The 18994-nt window shown below is 45.8% G+C and carries 20 protein-coding genes; 1 reads left to right on the top strand and 19 read right to left on the bottom strand.

Features of this window, described 5'->3' with window-relative positions; all coding sequences use genetic code 11:
• Positions 1 to 21: 21 nt before the first annotated feature.
• The 12 genes from ACSU6B_RS10765 to spoIIR all read right to left on the bottom strand — a co-directional run bounded on the left by ACSU6B_RS10765 (position 22) and on the right by spoIIR (position 11068).
• Entirely contained in the window at positions 22 to 396 is a 375-nt protein-coding gene (locus tag ACSU6B_RS10765; RefSeq protein WP_088090205.1) for an ATP synthase subunit I, read from the bottom strand.
• Between the two features lie 2 nt (positions 397 to 398).
• Positions 399 to 623 carry an AtpZ/AtpI family protein gene (locus ACSU6B_RS10770; RefSeq protein WP_088090206.1) on the bottom strand — a complete coding sequence of 75 codons (225 nt, stop codon included), beginning with the start codon at positions 621 to 623 and terminating at the stop codon, positions 399 to 401.
• 375 nt (positions 624 to 998) lie between these two features.
• Positions 999 to 3278 (bottom strand): S8 family serine peptidase, encoded by a 2280-nt coding sequence (locus ACSU6B_RS10775; protein WP_410885076.1) that lies wholly within the window; start codon positions 3276 to 3278, stop codon positions 999 to 1001.
• A gap of 232 nt (positions 3279 to 3510) precedes the next feature.
• Positions 3511 to 4140 carry a uracil phosphoribosyltransferase gene (upp, locus tag ACSU6B_RS10780; protein ID WP_168241286.1) on the bottom strand — a complete coding sequence of 210 codons (630 nt, stop codon included), beginning with the start codon at positions 4138 to 4140 and terminating at the stop codon, positions 3511 to 3513.
• A 142-nt stretch (positions 4141 to 4282) separates the two neighbouring features.
• Positions 4283 to 5524: a serine hydroxymethyltransferase gene (glyA, locus tag ACSU6B_RS10785; RefSeq protein WP_214712009.1), complete on the bottom strand. Its 1242-nt coding sequence runs from the start codon at positions 5522 to 5524 to the stop codon at positions 4283 to 4285.
• A gap of 266 nt (positions 5525 to 5790) precedes the next feature.
• Positions 5791 to 6357 (bottom strand): TIGR01440 family protein, encoded by a 567-nt coding sequence (locus ACSU6B_RS10790; protein ID WP_410885078.1) that lies wholly within the window; start codon positions 6355 to 6357, stop codon positions 5791 to 5793.
• 48 nt (positions 6358 to 6405) lie between these two features.
• On the bottom strand, positions 6406 to 6852 hold the full coding sequence (gene rpiB, locus ACSU6B_RS10795) for a ribose 5-phosphate isomerase B (protein ID WP_088090213.1): 447 nt from the start codon (positions 6850 to 6852) through the stop codon (positions 6406 to 6408).
• Positions 6853 to 7023: 171 nt separating this feature from the next.
• A complete protein-coding gene (locus tag ACSU6B_RS10800) occupies positions 7024 to 7461 on the bottom strand; it encodes a low molecular weight protein arginine phosphatase (RefSeq protein WP_410885080.1) in 438 nt (145 codons plus the stop codon).
• Between the two features lie 85 nt (positions 7462 to 7546).
• On the bottom strand, positions 7547 to 8104 hold the full coding sequence (locus ACSU6B_RS10805; protein ID WP_168241290.1) for a manganese efflux pump MntP: 558 nt from the start codon (positions 8102 to 8104) through the stop codon (positions 7547 to 7549).
• A gap of 223 nt (positions 8105 to 8327) precedes the next feature.
• Positions 8328 to 9371, bottom strand: coding sequence for an L-threonylcarbamoyladenylate synthase (locus tag ACSU6B_RS10810; protein WP_410885082.1), 1044 nt, complete (start codon positions 9369 to 9371; stop codon positions 8328 to 8330).
• Positions 9372 to 9555: 184 nt separating this feature from the next.
• Positions 9556 to 10002 (bottom strand): GNAT family N-acetyltransferase, encoded by a 447-nt coding sequence (locus tag ACSU6B_RS10815; protein WP_410885084.1) that lies wholly within the window; start codon positions 10000 to 10002, stop codon positions 9556 to 9558.
• A gap of 160 nt (positions 10003 to 10162) precedes the next feature.
• Positions 10163 to 11068 (bottom strand): stage II sporulation protein R, encoded by a 906-nt coding sequence (spoIIR, locus tag ACSU6B_RS10820; protein ID WP_410885086.1) that lies wholly within the window; start codon positions 11066 to 11068, stop codon positions 10163 to 10165.
• Positions 11069 to 11389: 321 nt separating this feature from the next.
• Here spoIIR and ACSU6B_RS10825 point away from each other — a divergent pair, with 321 nt between their 5' ends.
• Positions 11390 to 11701, top strand: coding sequence for a hypothetical protein (locus ACSU6B_RS10825; RefSeq protein WP_410885088.1), 312 nt, complete (start codon positions 11390 to 11392; stop codon positions 11699 to 11701).
• 71 nt (positions 11702 to 11772) lie between these two features.
• On the opposite strand, the gene prmC is transcribed toward ACSU6B_RS10825, so the two are convergent.
• From prmC to glpX, 7 genes are all read right to left on the bottom strand, one after another.
• Positions 11773 to 12720, bottom strand: coding sequence for a peptide chain release factor N(5)-glutamine methyltransferase (gene prmC / locus ACSU6B_RS10830; RefSeq protein WP_410885090.1), 948 nt, complete (start codon positions 12718 to 12720; stop codon positions 11773 to 11775).
• The gene (prfA, locus tag ACSU6B_RS10835; RefSeq protein ID WP_168241296.1) at positions 12713 to 13786 is read right to left on the bottom strand and encodes a peptide chain release factor 1; all 1074 of its coding nucleotides are present in this window, start codon (positions 13784 to 13786) and stop codon (positions 12713 to 12715) included. Before prfA ends, prmC begins: the two co-directional genes overlap by 8 nt.
• 180 nt (positions 13787 to 13966) lie before the next feature.
• Positions 13967 to 14479 carry a hypothetical protein gene (locus tag ACSU6B_RS10840; RefSeq protein ID WP_214999264.1) on the bottom strand — a complete coding sequence of 171 codons (513 nt, stop codon included), beginning with the start codon at positions 14477 to 14479 and terminating at the stop codon, positions 13967 to 13969.
• 339 nt (positions 14480 to 14818) lie between these two features.
• A complete protein-coding gene (locus ACSU6B_RS10845) occupies positions 14819 to 15418 on the bottom strand; it encodes a thymidine kinase (RefSeq protein ID WP_214999330.1) in 600 nt (199 codons plus the stop codon).
• 108 nt (positions 15419 to 15526) lie between these two features.
• Complete coding sequence (rpmE, locus tag ACSU6B_RS10850) at positions 15527 to 15742, bottom strand: 50S ribosomal protein L31 (RefSeq protein WP_088090223.1); 216 nt, start codon at positions 15740 to 15742, stop codon at positions 15527 to 15529.
• Positions 15743 to 15981: 239 nt separating this feature from the next.
• Positions 15982 to 17247, bottom strand: coding sequence for a transcription termination factor Rho (rho, locus tag ACSU6B_RS10855; RefSeq protein WP_088090224.1), 1266 nt, complete (start codon positions 17245 to 17247; stop codon positions 15982 to 15984).
• A gap of 495 nt (positions 17248 to 17742) precedes the next feature.
• Positions 17743 to 18705 carry a class II fructose-bisphosphatase gene (gene glpX / locus ACSU6B_RS10860; RefSeq protein ID WP_088090225.1) on the bottom strand — a complete coding sequence of 321 codons (963 nt, stop codon included), beginning with the start codon at positions 18703 to 18705 and terminating at the stop codon, positions 17743 to 17745.
• Between the last annotated feature and the right edge of the window lie 289 nt (positions 18706 to 18994).

The raw sequence follows: 18994 nt of genomic DNA on the forward strand, positions 1-18994 counted from the left end.
TAAACTCACCTCGCTTCCGCTTCATTTATGTACATGCAATGCATGGTAAAAATAATCTATCATAATGACAATATAGGATGTCATTAATCCTATCACTAAACTAATCATATCGAATTGCTCTGGGTATCTTAATGCGATTAACGCAGCAATTCCCGCCACAGCCATCCTCGAAAGTGAACCTAAGGACTTGGGCTTTTTGCCCTCTGTTACCTTTTTATCAAAGCTTTCCGTCTTTCTAACTAGTATCCAAAGATTTAGATAACTAAAGCATGTCCCAAGAATCAGCCCTAGAAATATGGTTTGGTACGAGGTGAAGCCCCAGCCTAGAACATAAATGGACAACAAGTAAAAAATCCATTTGCGCTGCCTGTTGAACATTACTCTGAAATCTGGCATAGTTATTTATCTCCTGAATAGAAATGGCGGATTGAAAGAAGCATGGAATAGGTACCCGCTCCAAGACCTATAAGCAGTCCGATTATTAAGAAAATTGGTTCGGTACCCCAATGCTGATCCAGCCATCTGCCTGAGAAAATACCTATTAGAATGGAACCTACTAATTGGGAGACGATTGCGGACATTAAAGCCATAGCTTGTAATGGGTTGCGGTTGTTTTTACGCATTATAACACATCCTCACTCTGAGAGAATGTCAATCGGGCAAAAAGTAAATTCCATAGCCTAAATACTATCTTTAGATAGATTTATTTACATGAAAACCCTATCATTTACACCCTTAGTTAGCATACAATAGCACCCTGTCAATGTCAATGAAATTACGTGAATTATGCCACAAACTATTTCCTAAAGTATTTTCCAATTTGGAATTTACTCAACAATCTTATTGTAGAGTAAATTGTGAAGGAATTTTGTTCATTTTGTGTCTATTTTGTGAACAATTATAATTATACTAATGGTACAATATTATGAACTTTTATTATGATTTTGTTAAAAAGACCATGTCTTGGTATAGACAAGGTCTTTTCTTAAAATTGCTATTTAGTTTTCTTTCCTCTCAATCGTGATCATCCGTTGGATATGGTCCTCTTTGCTGGCCTTTTTGGCAAAAACCTTTACTAAATAGGTCCCGTTTGCTGGAAGCTGGTCGTCTGGGATTTCCTTGCGAACAAGTCCCTTTTTCACATTGGTAATCGTATCTAAATAGCCGACAAACCGATAATCCTCCGGGTTAAACAAGGCAATCCCAAATTCCTCCGCCCCGCCTGGCAAATACACCTCATAGCGGTACTGCCCTGGTTTGTCGCCTTCGGCAAAATCAAAGCCCATAACCCGTGGATAGTCCGGTTCTTCTAAAACATAGAGATAGGGAATGCGAACCGTTGCCCCGCCCGCCTGCAAGCGGAGATACCCGTCATGAATTTTCCCTTTAAACACCTGCGGGTCCACCGTTAACTCGACCGTTATGTCCTTTGTTTGCTGAGGTTCGAGCGTAAACGAAAGCGGCAGCCTCCATTCCAGTCCCTCGACATATGGCGGGATATCAAACGAATACCGCTGGTCTTGCTGGCTTGTATTTTCGACATGCAGATAGGCTTTATGGACGTCACTCTGTTCCGTAAATTTCCCAAACCGGATACTGCTCGGTGTGACGAGTGTGGTGGCTTGGATTGCTTCGTCGACCTGGATTCTGCCTGCCCCCTGTTCAAAGGTGCGGTAGTAGGCGGGTTCCCTCTGTGTCCCAAGGGTTCGGCCGTTGATGGTAGTGGTCTTACGTCCGGCTCCGTTCGGGATGATCGCCGTACGGTCAACACTATTAGACTTTGCGAGCGGTTTTGCCGTGTTCATCAGGGCCGCTTTGATTTGTTCGGGTGTCCAGTCCGGATGGGCCTGCTTAATTAATGCGCAGGCCCCAGCAACGTGAGGCGCCGCCATACTCGTTCCTTGAAGCGACAAATAGCCGCCCGGAATCGTCGAATTAATGGCTACCCCGGGGGCAACAATATCCGGTTTGATTTCCCAAGTCCCCGTCACCGGACCCCGCGAACTAAAGTCAGCAAGCCGGTCTGAATCCTCGCTGACCGTGACCCGTGCCGAGGTGGTTTGTTTTTTTAAGGCCTGTTGTAAAGTAACCCCGTCTTCCTTCGAGATGGCCCCGACTGGGATCGACATTTGCGTATCGAGGTTTCCCATGAAACGGCCGCCGCTCATATTGTTGTAGATGAGCACCGCTTTTGCCCCTGCCCGCTTCGCATTTTCCGCTTTTTTTGAAAAAGTTAAGACCCCTCTTTTGATGAGGGCAATTTTCCCTTCAATATTTTTCAATTCATCAGGTCTCCCGATGCCGCCATCGACAAGATCAGCGGAGCGGTCGAGCGCCCACTTGGCTGAGCCTTCGAGCGGTTCAATCTGGAGTTTATCCCGACTTCCTTCTATTAATAGATAGGGTGTCTCCAAAGTTGGGGTCGAGGCACCTACGGATATCGCTTTGGAGGCGGTTCCAGGTGAGCCAACACTCCAAACATTTGGCCCGGAATTACCAGAAGCCGCCACGGCGACAATTCCGCGGTCGACCGCGCGGTTGAGGGCAAGGCTGATTGGCAGGTCGGGTCCGTTGATATCATTTCCGAGCGAGAGATTGACGACATCCACTTTATCCTTAATAGCCTGGTCAATCGCCGCGAGCACCTGCTCGGTAGTTCCGCCCCCACCCGGCCCAAGCGCCCGGTACGCAACAATTTTTGCTTCCGGGGCAACGCCTTTTATTTTTCCATTGGCCGCAATAATACCGGCCACATGGGTTCCGTGGATCGTCGCCTTCCCGAGCGCCAGCGTTTCCATCGGATCGCGGTCGTTGTCAACCAGGTCCCGGCCGCCGGCATAATTGCGCTTGAGGTCGGGATGGTTGTAATCGACGCCCGTATCAATGACCCCAACCGTTACCCCTTTCCCAGTCAGCCGCTCATTTTTTTTATCAAAAAAACTGCGGACTTCTTCCCCGCCAATAATTTTGACGCTTTCCTCGGTTTCGGCTTGGTAGGTAATAACAGGCGAGACGTTTTTGATTTGTTTATGGCTGCGGCCGATTTCGGCAAGTGTTTCTGCACTGCCTTCGACCGAGAATCCATCAAGCGCATGGTGGAAAACACGGCGCAGCTTAACGTCTTTATAGGGTTTCATGAGCTGTTGGATTTCCTGGTCGGTGTGTGGTTTGTCCAAGATTATAATGGCGGTTGTCTCCCGCGTGCTTTTGGTTATCGAAGGATGGATGAGTATTTTCGGAGTTTGAAAAGCTAGCAGTAACGCGAGTAGAAGTTTCATCGATAGATTTCTCCTTTTTCCATATCGTTTTCTTCGAGGGGGGAAAGTATGCACGACTATTTTGGGAATCGGGTATCGGGTATTTCCTATTTACCTGGTGGGAATCGGGTATGCGTTGATTTCCTTTCATAACAATTCAGGCTCCAAATCCTATTTTATTCCAAAAATGACCTATTTTAATAAAACCAACAAAAAAAAGCCGAATAAGCTCGACTTTATTTCAAACGGTATCCTATTTCGTTCCAAACAACCGATCTCCTGCATCACCAAGGCCTGGGACGATGTAGCCGTGGTCATTTAATTTCTCATCCAAAGCAGCGATATAGATATCCACGTCCGGGTGGGCTGACTTTACTGCTTCCACGCCTTCTGGTGCTGCAATTAAACACATAAATTTGATATGTTTCGCGCCGCGCTTCTTTAAGGAGCGAATTGCTTCAATCGCCGAACCGCCTGTTGCAAGCATCGGATCAACCACAATGAAATCACGCTCTTCCACATCACTTGGGAGCTTAATATAATACTCAACCGGCATCAAGGTTTCAGGGTCGCGGTATAAACCGATATGGCCCACTTTCGCAGCTGGGATTAATTTTAAGATGCCATCAACCATTCCGATTCCTGCACGCAAAATGGGCACAATCCCGATTTTCTTACCGGATAGAACCTTGGATTTCGCTGGGCAGACAGGTGTTTCGATATCGATATCCTCAAGCTGCATATCTCTGGTAATTTCAAACGCCATCAGTGTCGCGACTTCATCGACAAGCTCGCGGAATTCCTTTGTTCCTGTGTTTTTATCACGTATGTAAGTTAGTTTATGTTGAATGAGTGGATGGTCGAATACGAATACCTTGGCCATAATCATCGCTCCTTATTTTAAATTATAAACACTTCGTCTCATTTTACAGAAAAAAAAGGCAATGAGCAAATAGAATTCAGCACTTTCAACTAGTTAGATTTTTCAAAAAAAATCGGCCTACGATAGGCCGATTTTCTGTTGCTTAATATTCAGGATAAAGAGTAAATTTGCTTGTTAATGCTTCGACACGACCTTGAGCTTCTTCAAGTTTCGCCTCATCTTCATGGTTCTTCAAGGTAAACGCGATAATTGAAGCGATCTCGTCCATATCTGCTTCAACAAAGCCACGGCTTGTCACTGCTGCCGTACCGATACGGACACCGCTTGTTACAAACGGACTTTGCGGGTCAAATGGAATTGTGTTTTTGTTAACCGTGATGCCAACCTCATCCAGGACCTTTTCAGCAACCTTGCCAGTTAATCCAAGCGTCGTTACGTCCACTAACAAGAGGTGGTTGTCCGTTCCGCCGGATACTAACTTCAAGCCTTCTTTTTGAAGACTTTCAGCTAAGCGCTGAGCGTTCGTGATAATCTGACCAGCATATTCTTTGAAGCTTTCCTGTAATGCTTCGCCAAATGCAACAGCTTTTGCAGCAATGACATGCATTAGTGGACCGCCTTGAATACCTGGGAAGATCGATTTATCAATTTTCTTGCCGAATTCCTCTTTGCAAAGGATCATCCCGCCGCGTGGACCGCGTAATGTTTTATGCGTAGTTGTGGTAACAAAATCAGCGTACGGTACTGGGTTTTGATGCAAGCCTGCTGCAACAAGTCCAGCGATGTGCGCCATATCCACCATGAGGTATGCACCGACTTCATCGGCAATCTCACGGAACTTTGCAAAGTCAATCGCACGCGGGTAGGCACTAGCACCAGCAACAATCATTTTCGGCTTGTGCTCGAGTGCTTTTGCACGCACATCATCATAATTGATGCGGTGCGTTTCTTGGTCCACACCATATTCAACAAAATTATATTGAACACCACTGAAGTTAACTGGGCTGCCGTGTGTTAAGTGGCCGCCGTGGGATAAATTCATGCCAAGCACGGTGTCACCTTGCTCTAGAACTGTGAAGTAAACCGCCATATTAGCTTGTGCACCTGAGTGAGGCTGCACGTTTACGTATTCCGCTCCGAAGATTTCCTTTGCGCGGTTGCGTGCTAAATCTTCGACGATATCAACATATTCACAGCCGCCATAATAGCGTCGGCCAGGATAGCCTTCTGCATATTTGTTTGTTAAAACGGACCCCTGGGCTTCCATAACTGCTTCACTTACAAAGTTTTCTGAGGCAATTAATTCGATTTTTGAACGTTGACGACCTAATTCTTTTTGAATCGCTTGAAAAACCTGTTCATCAGCTTGTGGCAAATGCTTCATGACAAAAATCCCCCTTATATGTAAGTAAATTAGATACTTTTCGAAAATTCTTTTTTATTTTAGCAGAAACACCCTTAAATTAAAAGAGAAACATTTTTCGGTTTTTAATTATATTTTATACCTAAAGTGAACATCTTTATACGCCAGTACGTTATTTTCCGAACGAAATTAATTTTTATCACATAAACATTCGTGTTTTAGCCTAATGCATCAAAATTTACCAGAATATAAAAAACTTTAATGATGGTGCCTGACACCCAAGTTTATTAAGAGCAGCTCGTGTTTTCCTGATTCCGTTCGTATACGGCTCTTGCGCCACCGATCAGTTTCGGGCGTACTTTGGCGAGTGTTACATGAGCCTGTCCGATGCTTTTTTGCTTCACGCGGACTGGAACGGCGACATGTTTTAAGTGCATTCCGATGAGTGTGTTGCCGATGTCAATCCCGGCATCCGCCTTCACGAACTCCACTACAACCGCGTCATTCATCGCTCCAAACGCGTAAGTCGCCATCGCCCCGCCTGCTTTTCGGACAGGGACAACCGAAACTTCATCGAACCGCCTTTCCTCCGCAACCGCACGTTCGACGACCAAGGCCCGGTTTAAATGCTCGCAGCATTGGAAGGCAAGCGTGATCCCCGTCTCCGCTTGAAGGTTTTTCAAACAGCGATAAATCATTTCCGCCACTTCAACCGTGCCAGAGGTGCCAATTCGCTCCCCAATTACCTCACTCGTACTGCAGCCGACCACTAACAGCTGCCCTTGTCTTAACGCACCCTGCTCTTTGAATTCCGTTAAAATCGCTTCCAGTTCTTTTTCACACGTTTGAATCATACGCCTTGACCTCCACTAAAAAAGATTTCCAGTCCAGCCCGAGCTAAATTAGAGGTGCTTATCCTCGTATTCACCAATTTTTCCTATCCGGTTCGCATGACGGCCGCCTTCAAATTCACCCGTCAGCCAGATTTCAGCTATATCTCGGGCCAGGCCAGGGCCAATGACACGTTCACCCATCGTTATGATGTTTGAATCATTATGAGCCCGCGTTGCTTTGGCGCTAAACGTATCATGGACCAAGGCACAGCGGATCCCTTTCACCTTATTAGCAGCAATACTCATGCCAATTCCCGTTCCGCAAATCAGAATCCCGCGGTCAAACTCGCCGCTCGCCACCTTCTCAGCAACTGGCAGCGCGTAATCTGGATAATCAACCGATGTTTCACAGTCACAGCCAAAATCCTCAAATTCAATCCCCAGTTCGTTAAGTAATTGCGCAATTTCCTTGCGAAGATTCACTCCGCCATGGTCTGATGCTAGTGCCACTTTCATGTGAAAAACCTCCTCTATTCTATTTATCTTTTACAGACTAGCCCCAGCTCCTCGCCACTAGTGTCCGTCACGAAAAGGGGCTTTGCTCTCCTGATTAATTTTGACATACTGCCACAAAAATATAAAGTTTCAATCAAAAAATAAAAGCCCTCTTCGAAAAGAGAGCATCTGTCACTTTAGTTTTCCAATTGTTTTATCAATTAATCCATTTAGTTCACGAAAGGTTTCTTCGTACATGGCGAGCGGTCCGCCGTACGGGTCGACGACATCATGATTGAAGCCTTCCCCGCTGTATTCCTTTAAGGTATATACCTTCTGACCCTCATGAGGGTATTGCTGCAGAATGGCCAACTTATGTGAGGATGTCATCGTTAGGATGAGGTCGGCCCATTCGACCTCATCACTCGTTAACAAACTGGAACGGTGATTGTGCACAATCCCATTGTCCTCCAACACCCTTTTTGCATGTGGCGATGCCTCATTGCCGTTCGCAGCATAAATTCCTGCCGACCTTACTTCGATCTCGTCGACCGCTTTATTTTTCAAAATCGCTTCTGCCATTGGACTCCTGCACGTATTTCCTGTACATACAAACAAAATGCGCTGCAATGTGTTTGCCTCCTTACAAGATCTTATGTAATTTATTTTATCATATTTAAGTTAGGGATTCGAAAAGGTTGGCCGATCCCGCCCGTTAAAAGAAGGGCGCGAGTAGCTTTAAGCCAAAGGCCAGTAAAATAGCTCCTCCAAGTGCCTCACTATATGACCCGACCCAGCCCTGCATCTTGCGGCCAAGCAGCAGTCCCGCCCATGTTTGGATGGTTGCCATGATTCCAAAACACAAAATAACCATAATCGTCTTCGCACCATAAATGCCTAAGGTAAGCCCTACGGAAAAACTATCCAGACTCACACTCAAGGCAAAGAGCAGCAAGCCGAAACCAATTGGGGAAATAACCTTCTCATCGCTCTTTTTGAGGGTGGACCAAACCATTTGCACACCGAGTAAAATCAGCAGAAAACCGCCGATAAAGGTCGCAAAGGTACCAAATTTATCTGATAAAAATTTCCCAGCAATTAAGCCAAGCAGCGGCATCCATACATGGAACAAACCGATCGTGATGCCAATATTAAAAATTTTCTTGAGCCGAAGTTTGTACATCCCCATGCCAAGTCCGACTGAAAATGCATCCATCCCTAGTGCAAACGCCATTAACATAAGAGTTACTATTTCGCCAATCATTTCAGACATTCGGACCCCGCCTCCTTGGACTAACTACCCTAGCATATGCACGTCCAAACTAATTTAGAAGTCATGTTGAGGAACTGGAATATTGGTCGCATACGTCTATTATACCGCTTCTTCCACGTTTCTAATTCCAAAATTTGTTACATAATTGTGTTTGCGGCCACAAATAATTGGTGCCTGACACCAAAAAAAACACCAGGTCCCCCCTTACCGGAGAACCTAGTGTTTATTCAGCGATTAATTTATTTCCAGCGGCTTTCTGAAGGCGGTTCATGATTGCATTTCCGACACCTTCGTTCGGAAAGATCTCACTGTAAATGACATCGACCTTTTCTAGATTAAATTTTCGCAGCGTATCATAAAGCGCCGCGGCAACGGTCGTAAGTTCTGCCCGCTTCCCGCAAGCTAGCACCACATCCGCTTCATAAACATCCACCTGCTCTTCCGTTGTCAGCACCCCGACCCGCAACCCCTCCATCCGTTTTTCTTCTATTAGACGCTGGAGAAATTTCGTGGTGCCTGACACCATAAATAGCGGTGCATTCGGGGCGTAGTGTTGGTATTTCATTCCTGGGGCTTTCGGCCGCGCCTCCTCGTCTGTTAACGCGGCATCGACACGTACTTCACCGAGCACAGCCTCAAGCTGCTCCTTCGTTACCCCACCCGGTCTTAAGATAACCGGAATCGCTTCGGTGCAATCGATGACCGTTGATTCCACACCAATTCCTGTTGCGCCGCCGTCGATCACCCCAGCAATTTTCCCGTTTAAATCGTCCATGACATGTTGGGCCTTCGTTGGACTTGGTTTGCCCGAACTGTTGGCGCTCGGGGCAGCAATCGGCAGTCCACAACTTTTCAACAACGCCAGTGCGACAGGGTGGTCCGGCATTCTCACTGCAACCGTCGACAATCCCGCCGTGGCCGTTTCCGCTAGGACGCCTTCCTTCTTTTTAAAAATAATCGTCAGTGGTCCCGGCCAAAACGCATCCATCAACACTTCAGCCTTGTCAGGAACCTCAGTTACAAACGTGCTCAGCTGCTTTTTTTCAGCAATGTGGATAATTAGTGGATTATCACTCGGCCTTCCTTTGGCTGCAAAAATCTTCCCAACCGCCAGATCACTTTCCGCGTTCCCGCCAAGACCATAAACCGTCTCTGTCGGCAGGGCGACCACTTCGTTATCCCGTAAAAAATTCGCTGCATCCACAACTTGTGGATTATTTTCAAGATTATCCACATACTTATCCACTTTCCAGACCTTTGTGTTCATAGTTATCCACCTTTATCTCGAATGAGTCTATTAGCGAAATTTGGCGAATTTAGTCACCTAGACTCATATTTTTAGCTCAATACGTTTGAAAGTATAAAAGAAGGTGGGTATAAATACAAGCGTTATCCACAAATTGTGCACAACTTCCTTGAAAAAGTGGATAACTTTGTGGATATATCCACAATTATAGTAAAAATTTCAAAAATATAGAGTTATCCACATTTAAAACGTGTCGAATATGTTCAGATTGATAAAATTCGCTGGGTATATCCTCCCGATCCACTCTTTGGAAGCCCATTAATTCGAAAAACGGTAAGGCCACGCTCTTATTTGTTGCCAAAAACAAACCTTTCATCCCTTTTTCTTTCGCTAATTGCACCATTTGATCAAAAAGAACGAAGATTTCCTTTTCAGCTTGGCCAGGTGTCACAACGAGTGAGCGCAAGAGCCCGAACTCCGTGAAGGCCTCCATGCCAAGCGAACCCTTTAAGGTGCCCTCCTCATTCTCTAGCAGCAAAAAATAGTCAATCGTTTCATCTGTTAGTCCATCCGTCCCCAGATTGGCTCTGGATAAAAACGCTCGTAAACTGCCCAAGTCTTGTTTATTTGCTCTGCGAATCAATGCCTGCATCGCTTCCACCTCATTTTTAAGATTCTACTCTATGGATATGGATGAGTTAGAACAAATAGAACCGCTAGATTTGGGAATCTAGTAAAATTTTATTGAAGAAACGACCACAGCCTCGCCGAATTTTTCCACACAAAAAACCAGCCCCATTGCTGGACCTGGTCTAATTAAACATCTTCTCCCACATCTCTACGACGAAAAACTTCACTTCCACCGGCTTTTCATCATCAGCAGTATACACGGGCGCATCCTTTTTAGCCAACTTCACTGGCTCATCATCAACCTCAGCCATTATCTCATTGAACACCGGTGCATCCTTTTCAATCAGCCTCTCCGGCTTCTTCATTTCTTCTTCGTCCACAGTTGCGGCTTTTTCCCCTTTTTCAACCTTAACCTCTTTTTCTACCTTGACCGCAACCTCTTTCTTATCCTCAACTGAGCTTACTCCTTCTTTTACCTTTTCAACCGTTGCCACCGTTTTTGCCTTTTCAACCTTTTCCTCCGATTTAGCAGGTCTCACTGTTTTTGCCTTCGCCTTTTTCTCTCCTTCAAAGCCATCACTGACAGCTACACCATTTGAAAAATCAAGGAAGCATAATGGCGGGTAAAGCACACACCACCAGTTCGCGCCTTCCCCGCTCCCGAGCGTAATCAAAATCGCTTGATATTCTCCGGCAGGATATAAAAATTGACCATATAATTTCGTCGGAAACTGAACCTTGCCAAACTCCACTTTCACCGATTGATCAGACCCTTGGTCGCGAACCACTTGTTCCGAAATCGCTTGAATCTCAGGAAGCTTCGACTTGATGACCGTTCTTGCTTTTTCCATTGACGTTAAATCCTGAACCCACAGGGTAATCTGCGCATTCACCGCATCGCGCACTTTCCGTTTAATGGCCTGATCTTCTTCAAAATCACTATTCGCAAGAATCCTAAGCCGAATCGCTTCACCAGGAATCACAATCGATTCTTTCGACGCGGCTTCCGTCTTCGGCATATATAAACTCAACATCGTCCCTAAAGACAAAACGATAAGATATCCCCAAACAATCACTTTACTTTTCAATTCTAGCACCGTCCCTTCGATACCTTCATTTTGGACAAAATGCCAGAATCTTAAACTATTAAATTTTGATATTTTCCAAAGTTTACGGTTGCATGTGAAAGAGGGTAAAATCTAAATGAATGTTTAAATAAGAGGATGGTCTGTCCTGCGAATGGTTATTTGCTCATTGGACACTATTTTCAGATAAAAGGTGCTGAAATTGCATCCAATCAGGCTTATTGGCATCACTTTTTCGTTTAAAATCTATAAATTGCATCCAATCGCCCCTATTGGTTTCATTATCGAATTAAAAATTAATCTACTGAAAATGGAGTGTAAAAAATGGATCATTCAAAATCTGAATACGTGGACCTAAAAGTAATTTGCCCCGACGATTTTCACTGGAATATCATCGGTCAACATCAGATCCAAGGAAAAGAAAAAGTGATCGAAATCCTCAAACAAAACCAAAATAATAAAGTAACCGAACTGCAGATTAACACTATTATCACCCACGGCTATCACGGCTCAGTTAACGGTACCCAAATCGTAGAAAACAAAAAGAAATATGCATTTTGTAACGTATACCAATTTGCCAGTTCCCGTAATAACTCCAAAATAAAAGAAATGACATCCTATCTAATTGAACTATAAAAAAGCTCAGAGCCAACATACTCTGAGCTTTTTTATAGTTTTCATTATAGTATTCACCACATCAATGGAACCTAAGCCCCGAAGCCGATCTCCGCAAACACCATCCGGTCCTTGCCATTCAAATCATTCACGATCTCTACCTTTGCATTGGCAAACGCTTTTTGAAAAAGCTCCGCTACCGCTTCGCCCTGACCAGCCCCAATTTCAAATCCAACCAGTGCGCGCTTCTCCAGTACCTGCGGCAGCTCGACCATAAAGCGGCGGTAAAAATCCAAGCCTTCCGCCCCCGCAAACAAGGCCCGGTGCGGCTCATGCTCCGTCACAACCTCCGACATCGCCGTCATATCACCGACCGGAATATACGGCGGATTCGAGAGGATCACATCAAACCGAGCCCCGTTCTCGATAAATGGGCCAAGCAAATCCCCCTGAACAAACTCCACCTCAGCCCCAAGCCGGGCCGCATTCTCCCGCGCCACAGCCAGCGAAGCCTCCGCAATATCAGTGCCTGACACCAATAACACTGGCTTGATAGGAGAATTGGTGCCTGACACCATTTCCCCTAGCTTGATGGTACTATTGGTGCCTGACACCCTAAGTTCCGCTTCTTCCAGCTTCATGGTAATTGCGATGGCGCCGCTCCCGGTCCCGATATCCGCTAACCTGATAACCTGCTCTCCACTGAACAGCCGCTTGATCCGTTGAAGTGCACCGTAGACAAGTTCTTCCGTTTCCGGCCTCGGGATCAGCACCTCTTCATTGACGATAAACGGGCGCCCGTAAAACTCCTCCGTGCCGATGATATATTGGACCGGCACACCCTTCACGTGTTCACCAACCGCTTTTTCAAAGACTTCCCACACGCCCGGCGCTAACTCATCACGCATATTCGCAAACAACTGCGCCCGCGACATTCCGGTGAAATGGCGAAGTAACAGCTCCCCGGCATTCTCATCACGACGCGCTGAAACTAAAAAAGAAGAAGCCCATTGGAGAGCTTCATAGACTTTTTTACTCATTAGAGGCACTTTCCAGCCTGCGCGCTTGATCATCCATAATCAACGCATCGATGACATCATCGAGCTTGCCCTCTAAAATTTGATCGAGCTTTTGAATCGTCAAGCCGATGCGGTGGTCCGTCACCCGGTTTTGCGGGAAGTTATACGTACGAATCCGCTCCGAACGGTCCCCCGTACCAACCGCAGATTTACGGACAGAATCATACTCCGCCTGCGCTTCCTGTTGATACTTATCATAAATTCGTGCCCGTAAAACCTTCATCGCTTTATCTTTATTCTTGTGCTGCGATTTCTCATCCTGAATCGAAACAACGATCCCAGTTGGAATATGCGTTAACCGAACCGCTGACATCGTCGTGTTAACGGACTGTCCGCCGGCCCCACTTGACGCAAACGCATCAAAACGGATATCTTTATCGTTGATTTCCACTTCTAATTCTTCCGCTTCCGGCAAACAGACAACCGTCGCCGTCGACGTATGAATCCGGCCGCTTGACTCCGTCTCCGGAACACGCTGCACACGGTGTGCGCCGTTCTCATACTTCAACTTCGAATAAGCACCCTGGCCGTTAATCATAAAACTAATTTCCTTATAACCGCCAAGACCAGTCGGGTTCGCATCAATCAATTCCGTCTTCCAGCCCTGCGCTTCCGCATAACGGCTGTACATGCGATATAAATTCCCAGCAAACAAGGCCGCTTCGTCTCCGCCCGCTGCTCCGCGGATTTCAAAGATAACGTTCTTGTCATCATTCGGATCCTTTGGAATCAACAATAGTTTCATCTTAGCTTCTAACTCAACGATTTGCGCTTCCAGCTCATTAACTTCTTCCTTCACCATTTCACGCATATCCGCATCCAGCTTCTCATCAAGCATCGCCTTGGCATCCTGAAGCTGTTCGCGCGCCTCTTTATATTCACGATACGTTAGTACAGTTTCTTGTATATCAGATTGTTCTTTTGAATATTCACGAAGTTTCTTTGAATCATTAATAATTTGTGGGTCGCTCAAAAGTTCATTCAACTTATCATAACGATCTTCCACCGATTGAAGACGATCAAACACGGTCTATTCACCTCAATTTTTTGTCCATAACATTCTAATTATAGTATAGGTGAAAACAACCGTCAAAACCAAATTAAGGGGAAATTTTTTCGCGGGGTGATTTTTCAGGTCAAAATCCTTTTTTTAAAAGGAACTCAAGCTACAGCCATAGAAAAAACATGCCCTGATAATCAGAGCATGCTACCTTCGATCTTCTTTGACACGTACTTCCATTTTATAACGCGGCAAGGCCTGGATTAGTTTCTTATGGAGTCGTGCTTCGGCATTAATTTTTCCCCGCTCAGACTGCATTCCTTTTTTATAAACAGATACCCACATCCGGTCGCCGTTAATCCAGATGGAATCGGCCGTAAACTCATCGGAATCCGCGATAACCTGCTTGGCCTTCTGGATATCGTTGCCTTGATTATTCGCACCAGCTTCGCTGCCGCTTCCTGTCCCCTTCAGGTCAAGGAAGTTCGGATTTTGATTGGTGATATCATCTTCAACCATATGCTGCTTATTCTTGCCCCGATCCGATATATTTGTCGGCGTGTTGCGGTCATTGCCACGATTGGATATATAATTGGGTTTTGATTGGTCACTCCGTAGGTCATACGCCTCTTCATTCCCATGATTCCCACCCCGATTTCCGTCACAGCCGCTTACTAAAAACAACATACTTAATGAGAGAAACAACATAAATTTTTGCATCTTACACCTCCCATTAATATCATGCCCGGTCACGCCGCAATAGGTCGAGTGAATTCTTTCCAAGTCCGGGGGGCGGAATTTGCGGTCGCACAAGTAATTCCGCTAAAACTGGGTCGGATTCCGCCAACTTCCAAAGTGATTCCGCCAGACTCCCCGGAATTCCGCCGAACTCAAAGTTTATTCCGCCGAACTACCCAAACATTCCGCCAAACCGCAAATTTCCCCCTAATCAAACAAAAAAACTGCCTGAGAATCCCTTCTCAGACAGTTTTTCCAATGGTGTCAGGCACTAATTATGTAAACTCAACCAACCCTGACATTCATTTGTACCTTTTTGCTCTATGCATGAACGGTATAGGACGCCGTTTTTGGGACTTCGTGATGATGACGGCAGCGGGGCTCGTACGCTTCGGAGGCACCCACTAAAATCACTGGGTCATGGTAAGAGGCTGGACGTCCATCAATCAGACGCTGCGTCCGGCTTGAAGGCGAACCACAAACAGAACAGACCGCTTGCAGCTTCGTCACCGACTCAGCAATCGCCATCAACGCAGGCATCTGCCCGAACGGCTCACCGCGGAAATCCATATCAAGACCCGCACAAACCACCCGATGGCCTCTGTCAGCCAGCTGCTGAACAACCCTGAGAATCCCCTCATCAAAAAACTGAACCTCATCAATGGCAATAATATCCATATCCGCTTCCACATGGTGAAGAATCTCAATCGAATGAGTAATTGGTTTCGCATCAAAAGAAGATCCATTATGAGAAACGACAGATTGATCGTGATAGCGATTATCAATTTTCGGCTTAAAAACAGCTATCTTTTGTTTGGCGAACTGAGCACGTCTAACGCGGCGAATCAATTCCTCCGATTTCCCAGAAAACATACTGCCACAGATAACCTCAACCCATCCGCTTTGCTTCATTAAATACATAAAACGGCGTCTCCTTCCAAGCAAATCCTTAAATATCTATCAATTATTTGAATTTTATTAAAATAAAAAACAGGCAAGTAAATTGCTGCTTGCCTGTACTTTTTACAATTATTGTTGCTGTTGGCTCTTGATGCCGTATTTCTTGTTGAAACGGTCAACACGTCCGCCAGCTTCGGCGAATTTTTGACGACCAGTATAGAATGGATGACATTCTGAACAAGTTTCAACGCGAATTTCTTTCTTCACTGAACCAGTTTCAAAAGTGTTTCCGCATGCACAAGTCACCTGTACCATTTTATAATTTGGATGAATTCCTGCTTTCATTCTTTTCATCTCCTTCCGCCCTGAATCATTCGAAACAGAGTTATATAAAGCACTTGTAAAAACAAGCACTGAAATACTAAAAACACACTGCACCCATTATAACAAGCAAAGCCATCTTTGGCAAGTTGGGATTTATTGGTTTCTTTTTTTAAAAAGGAACCCATCATGCCCCCTTTACCAGGGTTGTCCGATACCTAATTGACAAGGACCGGCTTAATTTGACCGCTTCACCGCATCGACTACGAACGTCTAGATTTCAGCTCTTCCCCTAGTTGTGCGAAGAATTCCTCATTCGATTTAGTTTGTCTTAATTTTTTCAAGAAGCGTTCCGCAAAATCTGGCGAATCTGACATCGATTTTCTGATCGCCCATAATTTATCCAAATGATCCTTCGGAATCAACAGCTCTTCCTTACGAGTTCCCGAACGACGGATATCAAGCGCAGGGAAAATACGGCGTTCAGCCAGCTGACGGTCAAGGTGCAGTTCCATATTACCTGTCCCTTTAAATTCCTCATAAATCACGTCATCCATCCGTGAGCCTGTATCGACTAAAGCCGTCGCAAGAATCGTCAAACTGCCGCCCTCTTCGATATTACGGGCTGCCCCGAAGAAACGCTTTGGACGGTGGAAGGCTGCTGGGTCAATACCACCAGAAAGCGTTCTTCCGCTTGGCGGAATTACAAGGTTGTATGCACGAGCCAGACGCGTAATACTATCCATCAGGATCACGACATCGCGTTTGTGCTCAACTAAACGCATCGCGCGGTCAAGCACCAACTCCGCTACTTTAATATGATTTTCAGGTACTTCGTCAAACGTTGAACTGACGACGTCACCGGCAACCGAACGCTCGATGTCGGTCACTTCTTCCGGACGTTCATCGATTAACAGCATGATTAATTCCACTTCAGGGTGGTTCGTTGTAATGCTGTTCGCAATTTCTTTTAACAGCATTGTTTTACCAGCCTTTGGCGGAGCGACGATTAAGCCACGCTGCCCAAAACCAACCGGTGCCACAACATCCATAATCCTTGTCGATAGATGTTTTTGTGTCGTTTCTAATTTCATCTGTCTGTTTGGATATAATGGTGTGAGGCCCGGGAAGTACACCCGCTCTTTCGCTGATTCCGGATCTTCCCCGTTGACAGCCTCTACGTGCAATAGTCCATAATAACGCTCGTTTTCCTTTGGAGGTCGTACTTTACCGGAAACTTTATCCCCATTACGAAGGTCGAAGCGGCGGATTTGCGAAGCAGAAATGTAGATATCCTCTGAGCTTGGCGAGTAGTTAATTGGTCGTAAGAATCCAAATCCTTCTGATTGGATGATTTCCAAGACGCCTTCCATAAAGAAATACCCCTGCTGTTCCGCACGAGATTTCAGGATGGCAAAAATTAATTCTTTTTTTGTTAATTTGCTGTAATAGGTCACTTTATATTCGCGAGCAAGCTCATAAAGCTCCTTCAGCTTCATATTTTCTAAACTTGAAATTGTTAAGTCCATTTGTGCACCACACTTTTATTTTTTTGGCTCTTTAAACTTGGTCGTTGATTTCCGCTCCAGGTGCGCAGCGCCGCGCGGGCGGTTCGGGGAGCCTCCTCGGCGCAAAGCGCCTGTGGGGTCTCCCCTGCCCCGTCCTCCCGCAGGAGTCTTCGCACCTTCCGCTCCAATCAACGTAGGCTTTAAATCAACAATGACCTCTAACACAGCCATTTCTTTAAATCAGATAATAAATAAGAGAGTTGAGGAATTGAAATAGAAGTAGTAAGAAATGAATAGAATTGCAGAAAAATGAATAAAAACAATTACTATTTTACCCTCTATGCAAAAAATTAATCAACTAAATTTTCTATTTTCATTCATTGGGAATTTTTTCTGTGAAGGAGTTCGTTGAAAATTCCTAATCGAGTGTAATAGGAGTTTTTTAATTTAGGAGAGGTGATGCCATGAAGGGTGCCTGACACGCACTGGTGTCAGGCACCCTTCACGGGGCATCGCCTATTTAATCACTAAATTAGGTTTTTTCTTTAAACTATGACGACCTTCGACAAAGCGGACGGTGCCTGATTTGGCACGCATAACGATTGAGTGGGTCGAACCGTAGGATCCTTTAAATTGAACACCGCGCAGCAATTCTCCGTCGGTAATCCCTGTCGCAGCAAAAATAGCGTCATCGCCTTTGACCAGGTCCTCCATCCGCAGGACGCGATTGACATCGAGGCCCATCTTGATGCAGCGCTCAAGCTCCGCATCATTTTGCGGCAATAGTTTACCGATGATTTCGCCGCCAAGACATTTTAAGGCAACAGCAGACAGAACACCTTCAGGAGCACCGCCAGAACCAAAGAGAATATCAACACCGGTATTGTCGAATGCCGTATTAATGGCACCTGCCACGTCACCATCATTAATTAACTTGATTCTTGCCCCTGCTTCACGAAGCTGGGCAATGATATGCTCATGGCGCTCACGATTTAAAACAGTCGCCACGACATCCTCGATATCTTTATTTTTCGCTTTGGCAACGGCCTTTAAGTTATCTAGAACAGACGCATTGATATCAATATGTCCGACTGCTTCGGGTCCAACCGCGATTTTTTCCATGTACATATCAGGAGCATGAAGAAGGTTGCCATGGTCAGCAATCGCAAGAACTGCTAAAGCATTCCAGCCGCCTGATGCTAAAATATTGGTACCTTCGAGCGGGTCAACGGCAACATCGACGCGTGGTCCGTAGCCTGTCCCAAGTTTTTCACCAATATAAAGCATTGGTGCTTCATCCATTTCCCCTTCACCAATGACAACTGTACCTTTCATTGGCACGGTGTCAAACACATCGCGCATGGCAGAAGTAGCTGCACCATCGGCCTCATCTTTTTTCCCACGGCCCATCCAACGGGCTGAAGCTAGTGCTGCTGCTTCTGTGACACGGACAAGCTCCATCGTTAAACTTCTTTCCATCGGTCTCCATCTCCCCTATGTCTTTTGTTTATCTCCCGAACTTTGCTTTCTGTCTAGGCTACAGCGCTCTGCGGCTAATGTCGCCGCTGAACCCGAGCTTCCGCTTTTCTATGTGTCTAGCTCCAGCGCCTAGGGGCTCGGGGTCATAAGCCAATCCGTCCTGAAGGTCAAAAAGCAACCTTCATGCCGGCTCGTCTTATGCCTGTCGCCCCTGGGCAAGGCGCTTCCGCTTTTCTATGTGTCTAGCTCCAGCGCTTAGGGGCTCGGGGTCATAAGCCAATCCGTCCTG

It is taken from the genome of Neobacillus sp. C211, assembly GCF_051842875.1.
Taxonomy (GTDB): domain Bacteria; phylum Bacillota; class Bacilli; order Bacillales; family Cytobacillaceae; genus Neobacillus.

Excerpts from the sequence above, each read along its gene's own strand:
- prmC (WP_410885090.1), bottom strand. The coding sequence starts at position 12,720 with ATGAGTAAAAAAGTCTATGAAGCTCTCCAATGGGCTTCTTCTTTTTTA.
- ACSU6B_RS10805 (WP_168241290.1), bottom strand. The coding sequence starts at position 8,104 with ATGTCTGAAATGATTGGCGAAATAGTAACTCTTATGTTAATGGCGTTT.
- ACSU6B_RS10810 (WP_410885082.1), bottom strand. The coding sequence starts at position 9,371 with ATGAACACAAAGGTCTGGAAAGTGGATAAGTATGTGGATAATCTTGAA.
- upp (WP_168241286.1), bottom strand. The coding sequence starts at position 4,140 with ATGGCCAAGGTATTCGTATTCGACCATCCACTCATTCAACATAAACTA.
- ACSU6B_RS10790 (WP_410885078.1), bottom strand. The coding sequence starts at position 6,357 with ATGATTCAAACGTGTGAAAAAGAACTGGAAGCGATTTTAACGGAATTC.
- ACSU6B_RS10815 (WP_410885084.1), bottom strand. The coding sequence starts at position 10,002 with ATGCAGGCATTGATTCGCAGAGCAAATAAACAAGACTTGGGCAGTTTA.
- rpmE (WP_088090223.1), bottom strand. The coding sequence starts at position 15,742 with ATGAAAGCAGGAATTCATCCAAATTATAAAATGGTACAGGTGACTTGT.
- rho (WP_088090224.1), bottom strand. The coding sequence starts at position 17,247 with ATGGACTTAACAATTTCAAGTTTAGAAAATATGAAGCTGAAGGAGCTT.
- ACSU6B_RS10840 (WP_214999264.1), bottom strand. The coding sequence starts at position 14,479 with ATGCAAAAATTTATGTTGTTTCTCTCATTAAGTATGTTGTTTTTAGTA.
- glyA (WP_214712009.1), bottom strand. The coding sequence starts at position 5,524 with ATGAAGCATTTGCCACAAGCTGATGAACAGGTTTTTCAAGCGATTCAA.
- glpX (WP_088090225.1), bottom strand. The coding sequence starts at position 18,705 with ATGGAAAGAAGTTTAACGATGGAGCTTGTCCGTGTCACAGAAGCAGCA.
- ACSU6B_RS10765 (WP_088090205.1), bottom strand. The coding sequence starts at position 396 with ATGCCAGATTTCAGAGTAATGTTCAACAGGCAGCGCAAATGGATTTTT.
- ACSU6B_RS10770 (WP_088090206.1), bottom strand. The coding sequence starts at position 623 with ATGCGTAAAAACAACCGCAACCCATTACAAGCTATGGCTTTAATGTCC.
- ACSU6B_RS10825 (WP_410885088.1), top strand. The coding sequence starts at position 11,390 with ATGGATCATTCAAAATCTGAATACGTGGACCTAAAAGTAATTTGCCCC.
- ACSU6B_RS10775 (WP_410885076.1), bottom strand. The coding sequence starts at position 3,278 with ATGAAACTTCTACTCGCGTTACTGCTAGCTTTTCAAACTCCGAAAATA.
- ACSU6B_RS10845 (WP_214999330.1), bottom strand. The coding sequence starts at position 15,418 with ATGTATTTAATGAAGCAAAGCGGATGGGTTGAGGTTATCTGTGGCAGT.
- rpiB (WP_088090213.1), bottom strand. The coding sequence starts at position 6,852 with ATGAAAGTGGCACTAGCATCAGACCATGGCGGAGTGAATCTTCGCAAG.